Source organism: Mangrovibacterium diazotrophicum, from assembly GCF_003610535.1.
GTDB lineage: Bacteria > Bacteroidota > Bacteroidia > Bacteroidales > Prolixibacteraceae > Mangrovibacterium > Mangrovibacterium diazotrophicum.
Genome location: NZ_RAPN01000001.1, coordinates 3,866,807 through 3,887,252 on the forward strand (window position 1 = coordinate 3,866,807; position 20,446 = coordinate 3,887,252).

General features: G+C 46.0%; 15 protein-coding genes. 7 read left to right on the top strand and 8 right to left on the bottom strand.

Annotated features, from left to right (window positions below; translation table 11 throughout):
• Positions 1–8 precede the first annotated feature (8 nt).
• Together BC643_RS15290 and BC643_RS15295 are read right to left on the bottom strand one after the other, a co-directional pair.
• Complete coding sequence (locus BC643_RS15290; protein WP_120273907.1) at positions 9–305, bottom strand: hypothetical protein; 297 nt, start codon at positions 303–305, stop codon at positions 9–11.
• A gap of 118 nt (positions 306–423) precedes the next feature.
• Positions 424–1,233 (bottom strand): ion transporter, encoded by an 810-nt coding sequence (locus BC643_RS15295; protein ID WP_120273908.1) that lies wholly within the window; start codon positions 1,231–1,233, stop codon positions 424–426.
• A gap of 115 nt (positions 1,234–1,348) precedes the next feature.
• On the opposite strand from BC643_RS15295, the gene BC643_RS15300 reads away from it, so the two are divergent.
• From BC643_RS15300 to BC643_RS15315, 4 genes are all read left to right on the top strand, one after another.
• The gene (locus BC643_RS15300; RefSeq protein ID WP_120273909.1) at positions 1,349–2,887 is read left to right on the top strand and encodes a YifB family Mg chelatase-like AAA ATPase; all 1,539 of its coding nucleotides are present in this window, start codon (positions 1,349–1,351) and stop codon (positions 2,885–2,887) included.
• Between the two features lie 138 nt (positions 2,888–3,025).
• The gene (locus tag BC643_RS15305) at positions 3,026–8,587 is read left to right on the top strand and encodes an alpha-2-macroglobulin family protein (protein WP_120273910.1); all 5,562 of its coding nucleotides are present in this window, start codon (positions 3,026–3,028) and stop codon (positions 8,585–8,587) included.
• 55 nt (positions 8,588–8,642) lie between these two features.
• Positions 8,643–10,997, top strand: a complete 2,355-nt coding sequence (gene pbpC, locus BC643_RS15310) for a penicillin-binding protein 1C (RefSeq protein WP_120273911.1) — start codon at positions 8,643–8,645, stop codon at positions 10,995–10,997.
• Between the two features lie 178 nt (positions 10,998–11,175).
• Positions 11,176–11,841 carry an inorganic pyrophosphatase gene (locus BC643_RS15315; protein ID WP_120273912.1) on the top strand — a complete coding sequence of 222 codons (666 nt, stop codon included), beginning with the start codon at positions 11,176–11,178 and terminating at the stop codon, positions 11,839–11,841.
• 64 nt (positions 11,842–11,905) lie between these two features.
• Here the strand turns inward: BC643_RS15315 and BC643_RS15320 are convergent, their stop codons facing one another.
• From BC643_RS15320 to BC643_RS15345, 6 genes are all read right to left on the bottom strand, one after another.
• The gene (locus BC643_RS15320) at positions 11,906–12,763 is read right to left on the bottom strand and encodes a hypothetical protein (protein WP_120273913.1); all 858 of its coding nucleotides are present in this window, start codon (positions 12,761–12,763) and stop codon (positions 11,906–11,908) included.
• 230 nt (positions 12,764–12,993) lie between these two features.
• A complete protein-coding gene (locus tag BC643_RS15325; RefSeq protein ID WP_211338068.1) occupies positions 12,994–13,491 on the bottom strand; it encodes a dihydrofolate reductase in 498 nt (165 codons plus the stop codon).
• 73 nt (positions 13,492–13,564) lie between these two features.
• Entirely contained in the window at positions 13,565–14,359 is a 795-nt protein-coding gene (locus tag BC643_RS15330; RefSeq protein WP_120273915.1) for a thymidylate synthase, read from the bottom strand.
• Positions 14,360–14,485: 126 nt separating this feature from the next.
• Entirely contained in the window at positions 14,486–15,394 is a 909-nt protein-coding gene (locus BC643_RS15335) for a substrate-binding domain-containing protein (RefSeq protein WP_245994981.1), read from the bottom strand.
• A 296-nt stretch (positions 15,395–15,690) separates the two neighbouring features.
• Complete coding sequence (locus BC643_RS15340) at positions 15,691–17,193, bottom strand: NupC/NupG family nucleoside CNT transporter (protein ID WP_120273916.1); 1,503 nt, start codon at positions 17,191–17,193, stop codon at positions 15,691–15,693.
• 10 nt (positions 17,194–17,203) lie between these two features.
• The gene (locus tag BC643_RS15345; RefSeq protein ID WP_120273917.1) at positions 17,204–17,791 is read right to left on the bottom strand and encodes a bifunctional nuclease family protein; all 588 of its coding nucleotides are present in this window, start codon (positions 17,789–17,791) and stop codon (positions 17,204–17,206) included.
• Between the two features lie 364 nt (positions 17,792–18,155).
• Between BC643_RS15345 and rplU the strand changes: the two genes are divergently transcribed.
• The 3 genes from rplU (at position 18,156) to serS (ending at position 20,223) form a co-directional block, all read left to right on the top strand.
• Positions 18,156–18,467 (top strand): 50S ribosomal protein L21, encoded by a 312-nt coding sequence (gene rplU / locus BC643_RS15350; RefSeq protein ID WP_120273918.1) that lies wholly within the window; start codon positions 18,156–18,158, stop codon positions 18,465–18,467.
• A 21-nt stretch (positions 18,468–18,488) separates the two neighbouring features.
• Positions 18,489–18,755 carry a 50S ribosomal protein L27 gene (rpmA, locus tag BC643_RS15355; protein WP_120273919.1) on the top strand — a complete coding sequence of 89 codons (267 nt, stop codon included), beginning with the start codon at positions 18,489–18,491 and terminating at the stop codon, positions 18,753–18,755.
• 193 nt (positions 18,756–18,948) lie between these two features.
• On the top strand, positions 18,949–20,223 hold the full coding sequence (gene serS / locus BC643_RS15360) for a serine--tRNA ligase (protein ID WP_120273920.1): 1,275 nt from the start codon (positions 18,949–18,951) through the stop codon (positions 20,221–20,223).
• Positions 20,224–20,446: the final 223 nt, after the last annotated feature.

Sequence of the window (20,446 nt, forward strand, 5' to 3'; positions counted from 1 at the left end):
GAATCGCTTTAAAATTTTAAAAACAGGTAAACAGCTAAAGCCAGAATTGCAACGAAAAAGATAAGACGGGTGTTGGAACGGCGTCTGGCTTCATCAGCCGATTTTGAAAAACCGCCCATGTTCTGTCTGAACTGTCCGCGAATATTCGCGCGATGGTTGGTGTCCCAGCTTTTCTTTTCACTCATCCCTAATTCCGACTTAATGCGTTCTTCCCGATCCCGCAATTCCTCCTTGTCGGCATCATAATACCGGGTTGTAATGTGAAACCGCTTCGCTCTTGGTGTATGGAAAAACTTTCCAATCATGTTTTGTAAATATTAGGTGACCAGCAAAAATACAAAAATCAACACAGACCAAGAAGTGCTATTTGTTAAAGGATGTCAACTTTCGGTACTACCGGCCTGCAAACGGTTTTACGGGCAATTAGTTAGCATCGTTCAGCTTCGTTCCACATTTCTTGCAATAGCGGGCGTCGTTGTCGTGCTGATCGTACAGGCAATTGGGGCAAACCTGCGTGTTGGCGGTGGTTTGCGTTCCCTTAATAATTTCGGAGGTGACAATGCCGGTTGGTACAGCGATAACTGCATAGCCAACGATCATAACAATGCTGGCTAAAAACTGGCCGGTTGGCGTTTCAGGGGAGATGTCGCCGTACCCCACGGTGGTCATGGTGACGATAGCCCAGTAGATGCTCTGCGGGATACTTCGGAAACCATGCTCCGGGCCTTCAATGAGGTACATGAGCGTGCCTACGATAATAACCAGGTTGACGATGAAAAACAGAAAGACGAAAATCTTCTCGCGACTGGCCCAAAGTGCTTTTCCCAGGTTTTGCCCTGCTGCCGTAAATCGACTAAGTTTTAAAATCCGGAATACCCGAAGCAAACGAATGGCTCGGATAATCATCAGGCTGTGGCTGCCTACCAAAACCAGGCTCAGGTAGGTTGGCAAGACTGATAGTAAATCGATGATTCCGTAGAAACTTAAAATATAGGTCCATGGCTTGCGGACAACCCATACACGAAGAATGTATTCAATGCTGAAGAAAATGGTGATAACCCACTCCACAATGTGAAGTAGTTCGCCATACTCCTTGTTGATGCGCGGCACGCTTTCCAACATGACGAGAATGATGCTTGCCAGAATAATCAGAAGTAAAACAACATCAAAGGCTTTTCCCTCTTTGGTGTCTGCTTCGAATATAATTTCGTAGAGTTTGTCTCTAAGGCTCATGAATAACGGAATCCGGTTGATAGCCTAAAGATAAGAAAAAGCTTGTTTTCCCCTACTTGCTATTTATTGTTAATCGGCGTAAATTTAGGGAAACTGAAACTACAACCCTAAGCTTATGATGATCAAAACCTTTGCGTCTGCCGTTCATGGCATCGATGCAACCACCATCACCATCGAAACCGATGTTTCGCAGGGGATCCGCTTTTCATTGGTCGGGCTTCCGGATAACGCGGTGAAAGAGAGTCAACAGCGCATTGAGGCTGCCCTTCGACTGAATAACTACAAATGGCCCCGCCAGAAAATCATCATTAACATGGCTCCTGCTGATTTGAGGAAGGAAGGTTCGTCGTACGACTTACCGCTGGCAATTGCCGTGCTGGCGGCTTCGGAACAAATTGGAGCCGAAAAGCTCGATCGTTTTGTCATTATGGGCGAACTTTCGCTCGACGGGACTTTGCAGCCGATTAAAGGGGCACTGCCAATCGCCGTTAAAGCGCGGGAAGAGGGTTTTGAAGGGTTTATTTTACCCCAGCAAAATGCCCGCGAGGCAGCTGTAGTAGACAAACTGAAAATTTATGGCGTAGAGAATATCCGGCAAGTAGTTGATTTTTTCAACGACGAAGCTGAATTGGAACCAACCGTTGTGAATACGCGCGAGGAATTTTATAAAATGTTGAATCATTCGGATGTGGATTTTTCGGATGTGAAAGGGCAGGAGAATGTGAAGCGGGCTTTGGAGATTGCCGCGGCTGGTGGACATAATTTAATTATGATAGGCCCTCCCGGCGCTGGAAAGACGATGCTCGCGAAACGCATCCCGACGATTTTGCCGCCTTTTACCTTGCACGAGGCATTGGAAACAACCAAGATTCATTCGGTTGTTGGTCGAATTGACAAGGAGACTTCGCTAATGACCGAGCGGCCTTTTCGAAGCCCGCATCATACCATTTCGGATGTGGCTTTGGTTGGTGGCGGCACGTATCCGCAGCCGGGCGAAATTTCGCTCGCACATAATGGCGTGTTGTTTTTGGACGAGCTGCCGGAGTTCAAACGAACCGTTCTGGAAGTGATGCGGCAACCTCTGGAAGATCGGAAGATTACCATTTCGCGGGCTAAATTTTCGGTGGAATACCCGGCCAGTTTGATGCTGGTAGCCTCCATGAATCCGTGCCCCTGCGGCTATTACAATCATCCCACCAAAGAGTGCGTTTGCGGGCCGGGCATGGTTCCAAAGTATCTCAACAAAATCTCAGGTCCGTTGCTGGACCGCATCGACATTCACCTGGAGGTTGTGCCGGTGCCTTTTAAAAAGTTGTCGGAATTGCAGGACACAGAAGGGAGCCAGGTTATTCGGGAGCGGGTAATCGCCGCACGGCAAATTCAATCCGAGCGCTATAAAGGGATGGACGGAATTTTCTGCAATGCACAAATGTCGTCTCGTCAAATTCGAGATTACGTGCAACTCGATTCAACCAGCAATACGCTGCTAAAAAATGCGATGGAGCGACTTGGCTTGTCGGCGCGTGCCTACGACCGTATCCTGCGCGTGGCACGAACAATTGCCGATTTGGAAGGCTCCGGTCCCGTCGAAAGTCATCATATTTCCGAAGCCATTCAGTATCGCAGCCTCGATCGCGAAAGTTGGGGAAGCTGATTTCGATGTTCTTCAGCAAAAAATGCGCAATAATTGCCCATTGGCATAAATTCTGTATTCACATAAATTATTATCCTAGTCAATATTTTTTATTTTTGATTGCGCTTAAAATCAAATAACACCTAAATTCTCCCGACAATGAGATTTCAACTCCAAACCCTGATCTTTTCTTTTTTGGTGGTTTTTCTGTTAGCCTCCTGTGGTGATAAAAAAGGGAAACCCACAGCCTCCGTCGATACGGCTTATACCCAGTTTGTTCGAAGTTACACAAGTGGCGTCATTTCGTGCAAGGCTCCCATTTTGGTGGAGTTTAACCAGGAGCCGCTTCATCCCGGGCAACCAGGCGATGAAGCTCCGGCCGAGTTGATCAGCCTTTCGCCAAAAGTGGAGGGAAAAGTTCAATGGGTTGACGGGCACACGATCGCTTTCACGCCGACGGAACGGATGAAGTCGGATGCTGAATACAAAGTCAGCGTCGCTCTGGGAAAGGTACTGGCGGTGCCTAATGAATATAAAACCATGCAGTTTGTGGTCAAAACGATTAAGCAGTCGTTCAGTGTGAATAACCTGGCGGTGAGAGCTTATGATGGTCAAAATATGAAGCTGCAGTATTTGTCAGGCGTTGTTTATACGTCCGATTGTGCCGACGACAAGCAGATCGAGTCGATCGTGACGGTTCGTAAGGACGGAGAAAAAGTGGATTTGAACTGGCAACATGCTGCCGACGGGAAAAAGCATGAGTTTCGGGCAGATAGCCTGTTGCGGACAGCAGAGCCGCAGAAGTTGCTGGTGAAATGGGATGGTGCCGTAATCGGTGACGAGAAAAAGGGAGAAGAAGAAATTGAGCTACCGGCCCTGGATGTCTTCAAAGTGGTTGATGTTCGGGTGATTCAGCAACCAGAGCAGTATTTGCTGATTCGCTTTTCGGATCCGTTGGCAGCCGACCAAAATTTGCAGGGTTTGGTTACCATTGATAAGATAGATGGTTTGCGTTACCAGCTTGAAAGCAACGAACTGAAGGTTTATCTTCCCTCGCGTCTGGCGGGAGATCACGAGGTCTACGTTTCCGGTGGTATCCGAAATGCGCTCAACTTCAAACTGAAGGAGTCGACAACGATGCAGGTCCGTTTCGAGGATCTGAAGCCCGCTGTCCGGTTGGTGGGCAAAGGAAGTATTGTGCCGTCGTCCAATGAGTTGGTTTTCCCGTTCGAAGCGGTCAATTTGCAGGCGGTAGACATCCGGATTATCAAGATATTTACGAACAATATTCAGCAGTTTTTTCAGCAAAACAGCTACACCGAGAGTGACGATATCAAGCAGGTGGGACGCCTGGTGTTACAAAAGAAAATCGATTTGAACGTGGCTTCGTTCGCGGAGTTGAAAAACTGGAATACCTACAGTGTTGATCTTGCCCGTCTCATTCAAATTGAACCGGGAGCGATATATCGCGTTCAGATTCGCTTCAAGAAAAATTATTCGCTTTACGGGATGGAGCAAATGCCCGAGTCGAACCAGGTTTCAACGATTGATCAGCTGGAAGAAGAGCAGGAAATGCAAGAGGATTTGGCGGACTGGAACGAACCGGGATGGTACTCGGATTATTATCGGCCGAGAGGTTTTGATTGGGATGAAAGCGGCAACCCGGAGCACGTTTCGTATTACAGTTACGAACATTTTGTTGCCCGTAATTTGTTCGCGACAAACCTGGCTGTGATTGCGAAGGGAGGCTCGGATCAGAGCATGAACTTCGCGGTAACCAATCTGAAAAACACGGAACCGGAATCCGGCGTTACCCTGAAGATTTTCAATTTTCAAAAACAGTTGATGGAAACGGTCACCACCGATGCGATCGGGATGGCCAAAGTTCAGCTTAAATACAAGCCTTTCCTGCTGGTGGCTGAAAAGGGTGGCCAACTGGCCTACCTGCGTTTGGATGATGGTTCGTCGCTATCGCTCAGTAACTTTGACGTGACGGGCGATGTGGTGCAAAAAGGCCTCAAGGGTTATGTTTACGGTGAACGAGGCGTTTGGCGTCCCGGCGACCGCATTTTCCTGACCTTCATTCTGGAAGATAAAAAAGATGTTTTGCCGGACAATCATCCGGTCATTTTTGAACTGATTAACCCGAAGGGGCAAACGGTGAGCCGTCAGGTGAAGACCAATGGAATCAATGGTTTTTACAGCTTCACCTGCGAAACAGACCCGGAAGCGCCAACCGGAAACTGGATGGCCGTGTTGAAAGTCGGCGGACAAACATTCAGCAAGCGGGTAAAGGTTGAAACGGTGAAGCCGAACCGCCTGAAAATTGATCTGAAATTCGATGAAGATCCGCTTTCGATTTACCAGGGCTACGCCGAGGGAACCTTGAAGACCGCCTGGCTGCACGGAGGAACAGCAAAAAATCTGAAGGCACAGGTTGCGCTCAATTTCTCGAAAGCAAAAACAAGTTTTAAAGGCTTTTTCAATTATAATTTCGACGACCCTGCGAAGAATTTATACTCGGAAGAACAGGAAGTGTTCAAAGGCAAAGTGAATGAACAAGGCGTCGCTTCTATCAATTTCAAACTGCCGGAAATTACTTCTGCTTCGGGGATGCTGAATGCACATTTCAGTACGCGGGTGTACGAAGAAACCGGCGATTTCAGCATCGATGTGAAAACAGTGCCTTATGCGCCTTACTCGTCTTTTGTGGGTGTTAAGTTGCCGGCTTCCGACTCGAATTGGTACAAAACAGGCACGCGGTATCCTCTGGATATTGTAACGGTCGACTACAAGGGTAATAAAGTTGATCGCGATGACCTGGAAGTGAAAATCTATAAAGTTGACTGGCACTGGTGGTGGGATTCCGGCGAGGATAACCTGGCCCGCTATGTCAATAATTCGTATAAAAAGCCGGTGTTCAGAACCACGGTGAATACCGTGAATGGGCAGGCGAGTGTACCGCTCCAAATTGACTATCACAATTGGGAGGACAATGGCCGTTACCTGATTTGGGTAAAAGATTTGGAGAGTGGCCACAGTACCGGGTTGACAGCTTATTTCTCGAAATGGGGATACTGGGCTGCCGATGGTATGCAGGGAGCAGCGACCATGTTGTCATTCAAATCAGACAAGGAGAAATACAATGTTGGCGATAAAGTAACGGTGACCATTCCGTCGGGTAAAAACGGGAAGGCGCTGGTCAGCATCGAAAACGGAACGTCGGTGTTGGATATGTTCTGGGTGGAAACGAAGGAAGAAAATACGGTCTTCAGTTTCGAAGCCAAGCCGGAAATGGCGCCGAATGCTTATGTGCATATTTCGCTGATCCAACCGCATGCCCAAACCGAAAATGATGCCCCGATTCGACTTTATGGCGTTATCCCGATTTTGGTTGAAGATCCCAATACCCATTTGAATCCAATTCTTAAAACGCCTGCCGAGTTGGAGCCCGAGAAAGACTACGAGGTGAAAGTGTCGGAAAAAGACGGTAAGAAAATGACTTACACGCTGGCGGTTGTCGACGAAGGTTTGCTGGACTTAACCCGTTTCCAAACGCCTGATCCTTGGCCATCATTCTATGCCCGCGAAGCGTTGGGCGTAAAAACCTGGGACTTTTACGATGATGTAATCGGTGCATACGGCGCTCGTCTGGAGCGGGCTTTTGCTGTTGGTGGTGATGAAAATCTGGCGGCAGCAAAACGAAAAAAAGTGAATCGATTTAAACCGGTTGTGTCGTTCATCGGGCCGTTCAAGCTGGATGAAGGAGAGACGAACACGCACCAGCTGAAGATGCCGAATTATGTAGGAGCGGTACGGGTGATGGTTGTTGCGGGTGATAACGGCGCGTACGGAAATGCCGAACAGTCGGTGAAAGTGTTGAAACCACTGATGCTACTGGCGACTTTGCCTCGTGTGCTTGGCCCGGGCGAAGAAGTGAGCCTGCCTGTGAATGTGTTTGCCATGAAGCCGGAGGTGAAAAATGTGAAGGTTAGCATAAAGACAAACGAAATTTTAACGCCTGTTGAAGGCAGTTCCAAGCAAGTTCAGTTTGCAGAAGTGGGCGATCAGATTGCCGCTTTCAAATTGAAAGTTGCAGAGAAAACCGGCGTTGGTAAAGTGACGGTTACGGCTGAAAGTGGACAATTCAAAGCCAGCTACGACATCGAGATCGAAGTTCGGCCGTCGAATCCCCAGGTTGTAAACATGGAGGAAACAGTTATCCAACCGGGTAAAAGCTGGGACGTTGCTGTGACCGCACCGGGTATGGAAGGAACCAATTCCGCACGAGTCGAGCTGTCCGGCATTCCGCCGATCGACCTCAGCCGTCGTTTAAATTACCTGATTCGTTATCCGCACGGTTGTATCGAGCAAACCACATCAGCCGTCTTCCCGCAACTCATGCTGGATCGCCTTACGGTTGTTTCGGCTGAGCAAAAGCAGGATATTGAAGATAACGTTCGCGCTGCATTGAATAAGTTTACCCGTTTCCAAACTTCGGAAGGTGGGTTCGCTTATTGGCCGGGCGAGCGCTATAACTCTGAATGGGGAACTAACTATGCCGGGCATTTTATGCTGAAGGCGGAAGAGGCCGGGTATTCGTTGCCGTTTGGCATGAAAGACAAATGGCTGGCTTTTCAGAAAAATGCGGCTCGAAACTGGCAGCGGTCGGATCGGGGTTACGAGCGTTCCGAGTTAATCCAGGCCTACCGTTTGTATACCCTGGCGCTTGCGCAATCGCCCGACTTTGGTGCGATGAATCGCTTGCGTGAAGAGAAAGGATTGGACCAGTTGGCACAGTGGCGTTTGGCTGCAGCTTATGCAGTTGCCGGCCAGCCGGAAGTTGGGGCGAAAATGATTGCAAACCTTAGCAGAACGATCAAACCTTTCCGAGAACTTTCGTACACCTTCGGTTCTGATATTCGCGATAAGGCGATGATTTTGGAGACTTTGGTTATGCTGAAGCGCCAAACCGAAGCTTTCCCACTGGTAACCGAAATTTCAGCTGCGCTGTCGTCGAACGATTGGATGAGTACCCAAACAACTGCATATTCCTTACTTGCTATTTCTGAATTTTCAGGAGTGGGTAAACTGGAAGACAATCCGCTAAAAGCGAAAGTGGCATTCAATGGTGCGGACGCCCAAAATGTGGCGGCAACGGTTCCTGTTTGGCAAGCGGATGTACCTTTGAAAGGGAATCAATCGGCGCAAGTGAAGGTTGAAAACCAAACCGGAAAAGTGATGTACGCCCGAATCATGAGCGAGGGTATTCCGGTTACAGGTGATTCAACGTCATCCCAGAGCAACCTGTTTATGGAGGTTCGCTACACCGATATGCAGGGGCAGCGTATTGATCCGGCAAAACTGGTGCAGGGAACCGATTTCGTGGCTGAAGTGAGTGTGCAGAATCCGGGGCAACGCGGCGTTTACAAAGAAATGGCTCTGACGACGATCTTCCCGTCCGGTTGGGAAATTATCAATATGCGATTGAATGATGTGGACAGCCCGTTGAAGAGCGATGCGTTTACCTACCAGGATATTCGCGACGATCGGGTGCTGACTTATTTCAATCTGAATCCAAATGAGAAGAAAACATTCCGGATTCTGGTGAGCGCAACTTATGAGGGTAAATTTTATCTGCCGTCGGTGCAGTGTCAGGCGATGTATGATAACAGCATTAATTCGCGAAAACCCGGAAAGTGGGTTGAAGTTTTGAAATAAGAGTGCATGAGATTCTGAAACAAGTTCAGAGTGACTTTTTGTTGAACGTGAATTTATGATTGGAGCATTGAAACGAGTAAAACCGAAATATTGGATTGGAGCTGTCATTTTTATGGCAGCTTTTCTCTTTTGGTGGTTTAGCCTGCCTTCACCTTTGTTTTCCGCCCCCACTTCAACAGTCATCGAAAGCCGGAATGGTGAATTACTGGGAGCTCATATTGCGACCGACGGCCAATGGCGTTTCCCCGAAGTCGAAGCCGTTCCCGAAAAATATAAAGCCTGTGTGCTCGCTTTTGAGGATCGTCATTTTTATCGTCATCCCGGTTTTAATCCTGTCTCGCTGACAAGGGCTTTGGTACAAAATATTCGTAACGGGCGTGTGGTTTCGGGGGGAAGTACGATCACCATGCAGTTGATTCGCCTGTCGCGTAAAGGAAAGGAACGCACGATTTGGCAAAAGCTGATCGAGTTGTCGCTTGCTGTTCGGGCAGAATTGTCTTATTCCAAAGAAGAGCTTTTGCGCATGTATGTTTCCAATGCTCCCTTTGGTGGAAATGTGGTTGGGTTGGATGCCGCAGCCTGGAGGTACTTTGGTCGTAATGCGGCTGATCTTTCGTGGGCTGAGTCGGCGACCCTGGCTGTGCTGCCGAATGCGCCTTCGCTGATTTATCCAGGTAAGCGAAATGAGTTGTTGGCGCAAAAGCGAAACCGACTGCTTGATCTTCTTTTCAAACGAGGGCAACTCGACGAAACAACACTAAATTTGGCTAAACTGGAGCCGCTTCCGATGCAGGTTTATGCTATTCCGCAAACGGCTCCTCATCTGCTCAATCGTGCTTTGGAAGAACATCCGGGCGAGCGGATCCAAACAACAGTTGATCGCCAGTTGCAGCAACATGTGAATGATGTGGTTCGCCAACACCTGGTTAATTTGCGAGCCAACGAGGTTCACAATGCTGCCGTTTTGGTATTGAATGTTGAGAAAGGAGAGGTGCTGGCGTACGTCGGCAATTCACCTGATCGCGGCGACGGACAGCACGGGGAGCAGGTAGATGTGATTACATCACCCCGAAGTTCCGGTAGTATTCTCAAACCCTTTTTGTATGCCGCAATGCAGGATGATGGGCTCATTTTACCGCAGACATTGATTCCGGATATTCCAACGCAAATTGGCGGCTTCAGTCCTCAAAATTTTAACCTGCAATTCGAAGGTGCAGTTCCGGCGTCGATGGCCTTATCGAAGTCGCTGAATATACCTGCTGTGCGGATGCTTCGTGATTACGGCGTTGAGCGTTTCTACAGTTTGTTGCGTGAGCTTCATTTTTCAAGCCTGGACAAACCGGCTAGTCATTACGGATTATCGCTCATACTGGGAGGGGCCGAGGTGAAGCTTTGGGATCTGGCTGGCGCTTATTCCTCGCTGGCCCGGATGCTTGTCCATTACGAGGAGCAGGACGGTGTGATTTTCGAAGATGATTTCAGAGCGCCGGAATACACGCCGCAGAACCATTCCGAAACTGAGATTTCGAAAAAGCCAATTTCGCTGGCTGCTGCCTGGTTAACTTTTGAAGCCCTTTTAAAAGTTAATCGACCCGACGAAGAGTCGGGGTGGCAGTCTTTTTCTTCATCGCGCCAGGTAGCCTGGAAAACCGGTACCAGCTTTGGTTTTCGAGATGGCTGGGCGGTTGGTGTGGATCGAAATTACCTGGTTGCGGTGTGGTGCGGAAACGCGGATGGTGAAGGCCGCCCCGGTTTAACAGGGACTTCGGCAGCTGCACCTTTGATGTTCGATGTTTTCAACCTTTTGCCGGCATCCCGCTGGTTTACCCAACCGGTTGATGAGATGGTGCAGATCCCCGTTTGTCACGAAAGTGGCTATCGGTTGGGCGCCTATTGTGAGCAGGCTGATACCATTTGGGTAACGCCGAAAGGCTTGGGTAGTGCCGCTTGTCCTTTTCACCGGATGGTTCACCTCGATCCAACAGGAAGCTGGCAGGTGACGACCAATTGCTACCCGGTTGATGAAATGATTCATGAGAAATGGTTTGTGCTACCCCCTGTAATGGAATGGTATTACAAACGTCGGAATTTGATGTACCGGCTATTACCGCCATTTAAGCCTGGATGTACGGAGGAAACACAGGCGGTTATCGAGATGATTTACCCGAGGGAGAACAACAAGGTGTTTGTGCCGGTGCAACTTGATGGAAAGCCCGGACAGGTTATTCTGGAAGCAGCTCATTCGTCGCCCGATGCCATTATTTTTTGGCATTTGGATGATAAATACCTGGGGCAAACTTCCGGAGATCACCAGATGCCAATTAATCCGGAGCCCGGAGAACATAGTCTGAATTTGATAGATGACAGCGGAAATACGTTTACTAAAAAAATTGTCGTAGCCGAGAAATAGTGCTGGTTTCCCGAAGTATTGATGAGGCTTGTTTAGGGCAATCAAAGAAATTTCGTTCAATTTACAGTAATGAAACATGCTGAGCAGCATCTTTTTCGTAAATTTGAAAAATTCGTGTGACTGACAAAAACTTTTTACTGCCAGTTCGGTTACACATTTAAGTTATAAACAAAAAGTTATGGTAGATAGATTGTCTGATCCAATCGGTCGGTTGATGGGGCTTCGTTACAAGTCGCATCCTTGGCATGGTGTTTCAATTGGTACGCATGCGCCGGAAAAAGTAGTTGCCTTTATCGAGGTGGTGCCAACTGATACAGTAAAGTATGAAATCGATAAAGACAGTGGCTATTTGCGACTCGACCGACCTCAAAAATATTCGAACGTTGTTCCGGCTTTGTATGGTTTCATTCCACAAACTTTTTGTGGCGACTCGGTAGGTGAGTATTGTATGGAAAAAACCGGCAAAACCGGTATTCGCGGAGATGGTGACCCAATCGATATTTGTGTACTAACAGAAAAGGATATCACCCACGGTGATATTTTGGTACATGCACGCCCAATTGGTGGATTCCGTATGATTGACGGTAACGAGGCCGACGACAAAATCATTGCCGTGTTGAATAACGATGTGGTGTACGAAGGTTATAAAGATGTAACCGATCTTCCTGCCGTTGTAGTTGAACGTCTAAAGCACTACTTTTTGACTTACAAGGATATGCCGGGTAAGGACAAGGATACCGAAATTACTCACCTTTATGGTACCACCGAAGCCTACACTGTTATAAAGAAGGCGATGGACGATTACCAGAAACGTTTCGACAACCTAGGAAAGTTACTTTACTAAATATAAAAGTCCGGTGTTCGCCGGACTTTCTTTTTGTATCTCTTTTTGTTTGTCGAGTGTGTTCTTAGTTCGCGTTCACATTTCGTGTTTTCGTCAATGTGATGTCCTGGCTGTAATCGCCTTTGCTGATTGTCGCTTTGTTGTCGCAGGTGCCATCGCCGTAGTCCAGGGTAAAAGCTAACTCGTTATTTTGGCTAACCTTTAAAATACCGCTTGTGAAGTAGCTGCAGTCGAGATTGGCAGTCAAAGGAGTTGTTGTTGTAATGGTGTAAGTTTCTCCCTCAGAGGTGAGGTCAGTAATTGTTCCGCTTATCTGAATAATATTATCGGTCGCATCAGAAGGTGTGTCGAATCCGGCGATGTAAGAGCGGGTTTTCGTCATTTTGCGGTTGATCCAGTAGCCGTCTGACCAGGTAAAAGTCAGGTCTGAGGTAACTGTAAATGTGTAAACTCCGCTGTTAACGCCATCGTAAGTCATGCTTTGTGTTCCGCTTATCGCTACTCCGTCAATTTCAAATCCGTCGAAAGTAACCGAGTGCGTTGCTCCTTCTGTATCCCATGCGGAAGATAATGCAATGTAGAGTAAACCGCTGATGTCGTTGTCGCGCTTACCTTTGCAACCATCCTGGAAATCAATCGTCACTGTCAATGGATATAAACTCTCGGAAGCTGTTTGAACGGAAATCTCGGGGCAAACGGGTGTAGCTTTTGTCGTAAAGCTGCTGCTGGTTTCAGTAGCCGAGAATAACTCAATGTTGTCTTCAATGGCTTCGGATAGTTGGTTAACCTCGTTCAGCACATAGGCAACATCAAAATTTTCGCTGGTCAATCCGGGTTGTTCTGTTACGTCTTCCTCTCTTACAAATTCTTTGTGACACCCAGCCAATAAAATCACAAGAATTAAAAGCAAATTGGTTTTCATAGTTACTCAGTTTATCAAATTGCAAATCCATACGAAGTAACGACAATTTGGAGGATAAGTTGTACTTTATCTGTTAATTTTTTTATGTTATAGAAGAATTAGAGTGAGATTAGATGTGCTACTGTGAATACCGGTACTCACTTCATCGAAAAATATTCAAAGAAAAAATTACAGTTAAGTGAATGAGTGGAAGGCCTGACTTTAATTAGTTTAGATACTTGCTTTTAAGGTTATTTCTTGCGAGAGAGGTTGATGTAGGAATAGTTGAAATTGTTTTTCTCATCGAACAGATCCTCCCTTGATTCGACTATCCAATCGTCCTCATTGAATATGTTAAAATAGGTGTCGCCTTCAAAATTCTGATGCACCGTTGTTAAATACAGTTTGGACGAGAGTGGATAAAACTGCTCGTAAATGGAACCACCTCCAATAACGAATGCTTCTTCCTCGCCGTCAACCTTTGCGATGGCTTCCTCGATGGAGTTAACGGTTTCGCATCCTTCAAATTCTGCATTTGGATCGGAGCTGATGACGATGTGTCGGCGGTTTGGGAGTGGCCATTTGGGAAGCGACAATAATGTTTTGCGCCCCATAATAATCGTATGGCCGGTGGTAATTGTTTTAAAACGCTTTAAGTCGCCGGACAGGTGGAAAAGCAGATCGTTATCCTTGCCAATAGTACCATTTTGAGCCATGGCAACGATCATCGATATATTTTGGTGAATCATTTTTATCAAAGCTGAAAGTGAGCACATTACTATTCATTCAGGATTTCACTTGAGGTGAAGCCCTGAATCATCACTAAACTGAAACTTTTCCCGGAATGTGCGGGTGTGCATCGTAATTAACCAGTTCGAAGTCCTCGAATTTGAAATCAAAGATTGATTTTACTTCCGGATTGATTTTCAATTGCGGAAGCGGTTTGGTGTCGCGCGTCAGTTGCAGTTTGACTTGCTCCATGTGGTTGAGGTAAATGTGCACATCACCACCGGTCCAAACAAAGTCGCCGGGTTCGAGATCACAAACCTGGGCCATCATCAAGGTCAGCAATGCATACGATGCAATATTGAACGGAACACCGAGGAACACATCACAACTGCGCTGGTAAAGCTGACACGAAAGTTTTCCGTCGGCAACATAAAATTGGAACAACAGGTGACAGGGAGGAAGCGCCATTTGGTCGACTTCGCCCACATTCCAGGCACTCACAATATGACGGCGTGAGTTTGGATTATTCTTAATGGAATTAACAACTTCAGTAATTTGGTCAATGTGTTTACCGTCGGGCGTTGGCCACGAACGCCACTGATAACCATAAACGTGTCCCAAATCGCCGTTTTCGTCGGCCCATTCGTTCCAAATTCGAACACCGTTATCGGTTAAGTATTTAATGTTGGTATCACCGGCTAAAAACCAAAGCAATTCGTGAATGATGGATTTCAGGTGTAATTTTTTGGTCGTTAAAACAGGGAAGCCCTCTGCCAGATTAAAACGCATCTGGTGACCAAAAACACTGATTGTTCCTGTTCCTGTCCGGTCTTTCTTTTCGGTTCCGTTAGTCAGAACATGGTCCAGTAAATCAAGATATTGCTTCATAATAATTCGGTGATTTCAATAATTAAATTCTTCGCTCAAACGAGGCGACAAGATAGAGACAATATAGCAAAAAAAGAAGCGCGCAACTCAGTTACGCGCTTCAGGAAGGGTTTCGGGATAATCGTATTATTCAAATATCTCTTGTTCTGCAACAAACCCTTCAGAAATGACTGTCATCCGAATGTTTTGTTTATTTACAACTTGCCCGTCGAGCAGAATAGCCGGAACAAGTCGGTGACCGTTGTTGACGGTGAAACTCATATTATCGGATGGATTTTTGCCTTTTGCCAGTTTCATCGCTGCGTCGGCGGCATTGTAGGCCAGCGATTCAATTGGTTTATACACGGTGATCGTTTGATCGCCCAGCATGATGTTCCGAATAGCGCCTATGTCGGCATCTTGACCCGCAACCAGAACTTTGCCGGCCAAATCTTTTTCTTTCAAGGCTTGGATGGCGCCACTGGCTAACGCGTCATTTCCTGCGATGATCGCATCGACGGTTTCGCCACTATCCAGGATTTCCTTAACCATTTTGTAGCCGTCATTGCCTTCCCACGAAGAAACGAATTTGCTCCCCACTACATTGATATCTCCTTTATCGATCATGGGTTGAAGGACATTCATCCAACCCAAGTACAATTGGTAGGAGTTGTTGTCGGAAGTTGGACCGCCAATTAAAACGTAGTTCCCGGTTGGGCTCACCGTGGTTAGAAACTGGGCTTGTTCCTCTCCAACTTTTATGTTGTCGGTGGAAACATAGAAATCAATATCGCTATCCTTTATTAAGCGGTCGTAAGAGATTACCGGGATATTTTTGTTTTTAGCCATTTTCACGATGCCTGCGGCAACGACCATGTCAACCGGGATAATGACTAACACATCAACATCATTGTTGATTAGTTCCAAAGCCTGCTGGAACTGAACATCGGGATTTGAATCAGCCACTTTCACAATGACTGTTCCTTTGTTTTCCTCCACTTTCTCAACGAAAGCATCGCGGTCTTTTACCCAGCGTTCCCTGGCAATTGTATCCATTAATAATCCGATTTCGGGTTTTTGATTACAACCGGAGAGAAGCAAGAAGACCAGAAAAATCTGAAATAGAAAAGAGATTTGCTTCATAACGGAGAGATTTTGATTAATACTACTCTCCATTACGAAGTATATAACGAATATGTTAAGATTTTAAAAACATGAAGTTTCTTGTAACCTCAGGCTTATGATGAGTGTACGCCGTCAATGGCCTGTCAACTCAGAATTTCAAGAATCAACACGGGATAATAAAGAATCAGAAGTCTGATATTATCAATATAATACTTAAGGATAGACGATTAGCCCAGGATCATCCCAATGATCGTCGCCGACATCAACGAGGCTAATGTCCCTGCCAGCAAGGCGTACATTCCGTATTTCGACAAAACAACGCGTTTCCCCGGTGCCAATGCTCCAATTCCACCGATTTGAATACCGATAGACGCGAAATTGGCAAAACCACAAAGAATGTAAGTCGACATGATCACTGATTTATATTCGAAGAATGATCCGGCTGATTTCAGATCCGAGAGGCTGATGTAGCCGATGAACTCTGTTAGAATCAGCTTTTCACCCAACAAGCGGCCGACAAGCATGATATCCTGCTGGCAAATACCGATGAGCCACATGACCGGGGCAAACAAATAGCCCAGCAAAAATTGCAGCGACAGTGATGTGAAGCGTCCGTCGGTTCCGCTGGCGATTAGTCCGTTCAAGCCGGTGAGTGATCCAACTAAACCAAAAATATAGTTGAGCATGGCGATCAAAGCCAGGAACGCGAGGAGCATCCCTGCAACGTTAACTGCCAGTTTCAACCCTTCGCTTGTCCCGTTTGTGATGGCATCCAGAACGTTGCTGCCGATTTTATCCTTGCTGACTTCAACGTCTTGGTTAACTTCTTCTGTATTTGGAACCAATATCTTTGAGAAGATTACAGCAGCCGGGGCAGCCATAACCGATGCGGTTAACAGGTGTTTCGCAAATTCCAGCCTGAGTACCGGGTCGTTGCCACCAAGCATACCGATGTAGGCCGCTAGAACACCACCAGCCAAAGTTGCCATCCCTCCGGTCATGACCAACATAATCTCGGAGTTGTTCATCTTTGCCAAATAGGCTTTAATCATCAGAGGCGACTCGGTTTGCCCCAGGAAAATATTGCCGGCAACTGACAAAGACTCAGCTCCGGAAAGTTTTAGCAAGCGTGTGAAAACCCAGGCCATTGCCCAAACAACACGCTGGATAATTCCCCAATAAAATAAAAGGCTGGTTAGTGCGGAGAAGAACACAATAGTCGGCAAAATCTGGAATGCGAAAATCATTCCGAAATTACTACTGTCGGCCAGTGAACCAAATAAGAACTCGCTGCCTACTTTCGTGAAATCGAGAATTTTGACAAAGATCCTTCCGAAGAATTCAAATCCAATACGGATGAATGGGACGTACAAAACGCTGATAGCCAGTACGATCTGAAAAGCTAAGCCGATACCGACGGTTTTCCAGGGGATATTTTTGCGGTCTTTCGAAAATACCCAGCCAATGGCAACCAGAACCAGCATTCCAATCAGGCCCCGGAGAACGGTCATCAGGCTGAAAGAACTTTCATGCTTTTGATTTAAGAGGATGTTGGACGTTGACTTCGGGGTCTCAGCCTGTTTACTCTGAACAACTACTTGCTCAGTGGTTGTTTGGTTTGTTGAATCAGCAATGCTGATCGAATCGGATTGGGGTGTCGCAAAAGCGAATGTCGAAATCGGGCTGATTGATACTATCAGCAGCATCAGCAATAGGGTGAGCTGTTTCATACGCCAGCAATTATTTTTTTCTGCGGTTAATTTCGTCTCTGATTCGGGAGGCTCTTTCGTAATCTTCGTTGTTGATGGATTCGTTCATCATGTCGGTGAGTTCGTTCACCGTGTATCGCTCGAACTCCGATTCGGGTTTGTAATTCGGAGCCGTGTCGTGTCCGAATTCTACATCCGACGGAGTTTCGGGATCCAGGATGATACCGGCTTTCCGTAAAATCTCTTCTGTGGTGTATATCGGGCATTTAAAGCGAAGCGCCAAGGCTACAGCGTCAGATGTCCGGGAGTCAATACGAATCTCCTGGGAACCCATTTCGCAAACCAGTTCCGAGAAGAAAATACCTTCTTCCAGTTTATAAATAACGACTTCTGAAATATTAATATCGAAAGCTACAGCAATATTTTTAAACAAATCGTGGGTTAACGGGCGTGGAGGTTTCAAACCTTCCAACTGAATAGCAATTGCTTGTGCTTCTACCGGTCCAATAATGATTGGAATTCTGCGATCACCGGTCTCTTCAGCCAAAACCAATGCATAGGCACCGGATTGCGTTTGACTAACAGACAGACCTAAAATGTTTAGACGAATTTTATGCATAAAATATCAAGCCTCGGAGGATGTGTAAGACAAATATAACAATTGTTTCAGGGAATAAAATGAAAAGCCATCCATATTTGCCTTAAGTTTACAGGCCTGTAAAAGGCTATTCTAAGTTCATTTGTACCAAATCGATTTCTTAATGAGTTGTTAATGGCCAATATTTCAGTAAATTGAATGATGCTGGACTTTAACTGATTTACAGGTCTAAAAAAGAGTATTCTTTTGTAAAAAGCTATCTAAATCTTTGGTAGTCATCAAAAAATATCTACTTTTGCAGTCCGAAAGTTTCGAGTAGGCTCAAAAAGCGGATTTTATCAATAAAGATCCCGCCTTCCGGACAAAATTTTTAAACGTTCAATTGATGTACGCTATTGTAGAAATTGCAGGACAACAATTCCGTGTTGAAAAAGACAAGAAATTGTTTGTTCACCGCCTTGAAACAGCTGAAGGCGAAACTGTAGAATTTGAAAAAGTTCTTTTGACTGACAACGATGGTACGATCGCAATTGGTACTCCGGTTGTTGAAGGTGCAAAAGTAACAGCAAAAGTATTGGAACACCTGAAAGGTGAAAAAGTGATTGTTTTCAAAAAGAAACGTCGTAAGAGTTACAAGAAGAAAAACGGTCACCGTCAGTACTTGACTCAAATTCAGATTGAAGAAATTATTGGATAACCCTAAAAACATTAATTAACCATGGCTCATAAGAAAGGTGTCGGTAGTTCGAAGAACGGACGCGAATCGGAAAGTAAACGACTTGGCGTAAAAATCTACGGCGGTCAGGTTTGCAAAGCTGGTAATATCTTGGTACGCCAGCGTGGTACTGCTCATCATCCTGGTAATAATGTAGGGATCGGTAAAGATCATACTTTGTTTGCCTTGATTGATGGTACTGTTGTTTTCAAAAAGAAAAGAGACAACAAATCGTATGTTTCTGTTGAACCCGTTGAGGCAGTAAACTAAGACGATATTAAAATACGTATAGAGAATCTCCTGTCTTGTTTGAGGCAGGAGATTTTTATTTTATACATTTGCCAAGCAAAATAAAAAAGCTATCGTTTTCATTGTTATCGCAGTTATCGTAGTTTGTCTTTGTTGAAACAATACGATACGGCGGAAAGCAAGAAACAAAGACAACAATAAAAATCTGTGCCTTATGCTCAACTTACGATTTATCCAGGAAAACCCGGACTTGGTTATTGAAAAATTGAAAAAGAAGAATTTCGATGCCAGCCAAATTGTTGGTCAAATCATCGATCTGTACAAAACCAAAAACGAAATTCAGGCTAAAGCCGACCAGACGAAAGCCGAAATGAACAAGCTTTCGAAGGAAATCGGGCAGTTATTCAAAGACGGAAAACAGGCTGAAGCAAATGCAGCCAAAGAACGTACTTCGGAACTTAAGGACAGCATTAAGCAACTGGATGATGAGTTCGCTAAAATTGACAGCCAGGTATTTGCGCTGCAGGTGCAATTGCCGAATATTCCAGCTGAGATTGTTCCAGCCGGTAAATCGGCTGAGGACAACGAGATTGTGAAAACAGGAGGTGAAATTCCGGAGTTGGGCGATCACAAATTACCCCACTGGGAACTGGCTTCAAAATATGACCTGATTGATTTTGAATTGGGTGTGAAAATTACAGGAGCCGGATTTCCTGTTTACAAAGGAAAAGGTTCTCGTTTGCAACGCGCTTTGATCAACTTCTTTCTGAATGAAGCGCAAGATGCTGGTTACCTCGAAATTATGCCACCACTGGTGGTGAACGAGGATTCAGGGTTTGGTACAGGACAGTTGCCTGATAAAGAAGGGCAGATGTACCACGTTACCGAAGATAACCTTTACCTGATTCCAACAGCGGAGGTTCCGGTAACCAACTTGTATCGTGATGTGATTGTTGAGGCGAAAGAATTGCCAATCAAAAATACGGCGTACAGTGCCTGTTTCCGTCGCGAAGCTGGTTCGTACGGTAAAGACGTTCGTGGTTTGAACCGTCTGCACCAGTTTGATAAAGTAGAGATTGTTCAGGTCGCTCACCCGGATAACAGCTATGGTATTTTGGAAGAAATGGTGGCTCACGTTGAAGGACTTGTTAAAAAACTGGGCTTGCCATACCGCATTCTTCGTTTGTGTGGCGGCGATATGAGTTTCACTTCGGCTTTGACTTACGACTTCGAAGTGTATTCAGCTGCCCAGGAGAAATGGTTGGAAGTTAGTTCTGTTTCTAACTTCGAGTCGTTCCAGGCAAACCGTTTGAAGCTGCGTTACCGCGACGAGCAAACTAAGAAACCTGTGATTGCACACACGTTGAACGGTAGTGCTTTAGCTTTGCCACGTATCGTAGCTGCATTGCTCGAAAACAACCAAACTGCTGATGGTATTAAAGTACCAGAAGTATTGGCTCCATTCTGTGGATTTGATCTGATTAACTAAGAAAGCATTCTTACTCGATATTGAGGCTGTCCTTCTGGACAGCCTTTTTTGTTGCCCGTTCGTTGATGAGGATCGCAGTATTCCATGTATTTTGTATCAATGTCGATCTGTCGTGGTTAGCGAATGTAACAGGTAGATACGCAAATTCGGCTTGGTTTAAGGCAGTTTCTAGTTGGCTGGTTGAAGTGCCAACGTTCGTTAAAGCTAGACGATTTTACTTCGA

Coding starts and splice junctions, on each gene's coding strand:
- BC643_RS15290 (WP_120273907.1), bottom strand. CDS start 305: ATGATTGGAAAGTTTTTCCATACACCAAGAGCGAAGCGGTTTCACATT.
- BC643_RS15295 (WP_120273908.1), bottom strand. CDS start 1,233: ATGAGCCTTAGAGACAAACTCTACGAAATTATATTCGAAGCAGACACC.
- BC643_RS15300 (WP_120273909.1), top strand. CDS start 1,349: ATGATGATCAAAACCTTTGCGTCTGCCGTTCATGGCATCGATGCAACC.
- BC643_RS15305 (WP_120273910.1), top strand. CDS start 3,026: ATGAGATTTCAACTCCAAACCCTGATCTTTTCTTTTTTGGTGGTTTTT.
- pbpC (WP_120273911.1), top strand. CDS start 8,643: ATGATTGGAGCATTGAAACGAGTAAAACCGAAATATTGGATTGGAGCT.
- BC643_RS15315 (WP_120273912.1), top strand. CDS start 11,176: ATGGTAGATAGATTGTCTGATCCAATCGGTCGGTTGATGGGGCTTCGT.
- BC643_RS15320 (WP_120273913.1), bottom strand. CDS start 12,763: ATGAAAACCAATTTGCTTTTAATTCTTGTGATTTTATTGGCTGGGTGT.
- BC643_RS15325 (WP_211338068.1), bottom strand. CDS start 13,491: ATGATTCACCAAAATATATCGATGATCGTTGCCATGGCTCAAAATGGT.
- BC643_RS15330 (WP_120273915.1), bottom strand. CDS start 14,359: ATGAAGCAATATCTTGATTTACTGGACCATGTTCTGACTAACGGAACC.
- BC643_RS15335 (WP_245994981.1), bottom strand. CDS start 15,394: ATGGATACAATTGCCAGGGAACGCTGGGTAAAAGACCGCGATGCTTTC.
- BC643_RS15340 (WP_120273916.1), bottom strand. CDS start 17,193: ATGAAACAGCTCACCCTATTGCTGATGCTGCTGATAGTATCAATCAGC.
- BC643_RS15345 (WP_120273917.1), bottom strand. CDS start 17,791: ATGCATAAAATTCGTCTAAACATTTTAGGTCTGTCTGTTAGTCAAACG.
- rplU (WP_120273918.1), top strand. CDS start 18,156: ATGTACGCTATTGTAGAAATTGCAGGACAACAATTCCGTGTTGAAAAA.
- rpmA (WP_120273919.1), top strand. CDS start 18,489: ATGGCTCATAAGAAAGGTGTCGGTAGTTCGAAGAACGGACGCGAATCG.
- serS (WP_120273920.1), top strand. CDS start 18,949: ATGCTCAACTTACGATTTATCCAGGAAAACCCGGACTTGGTTATTGAA.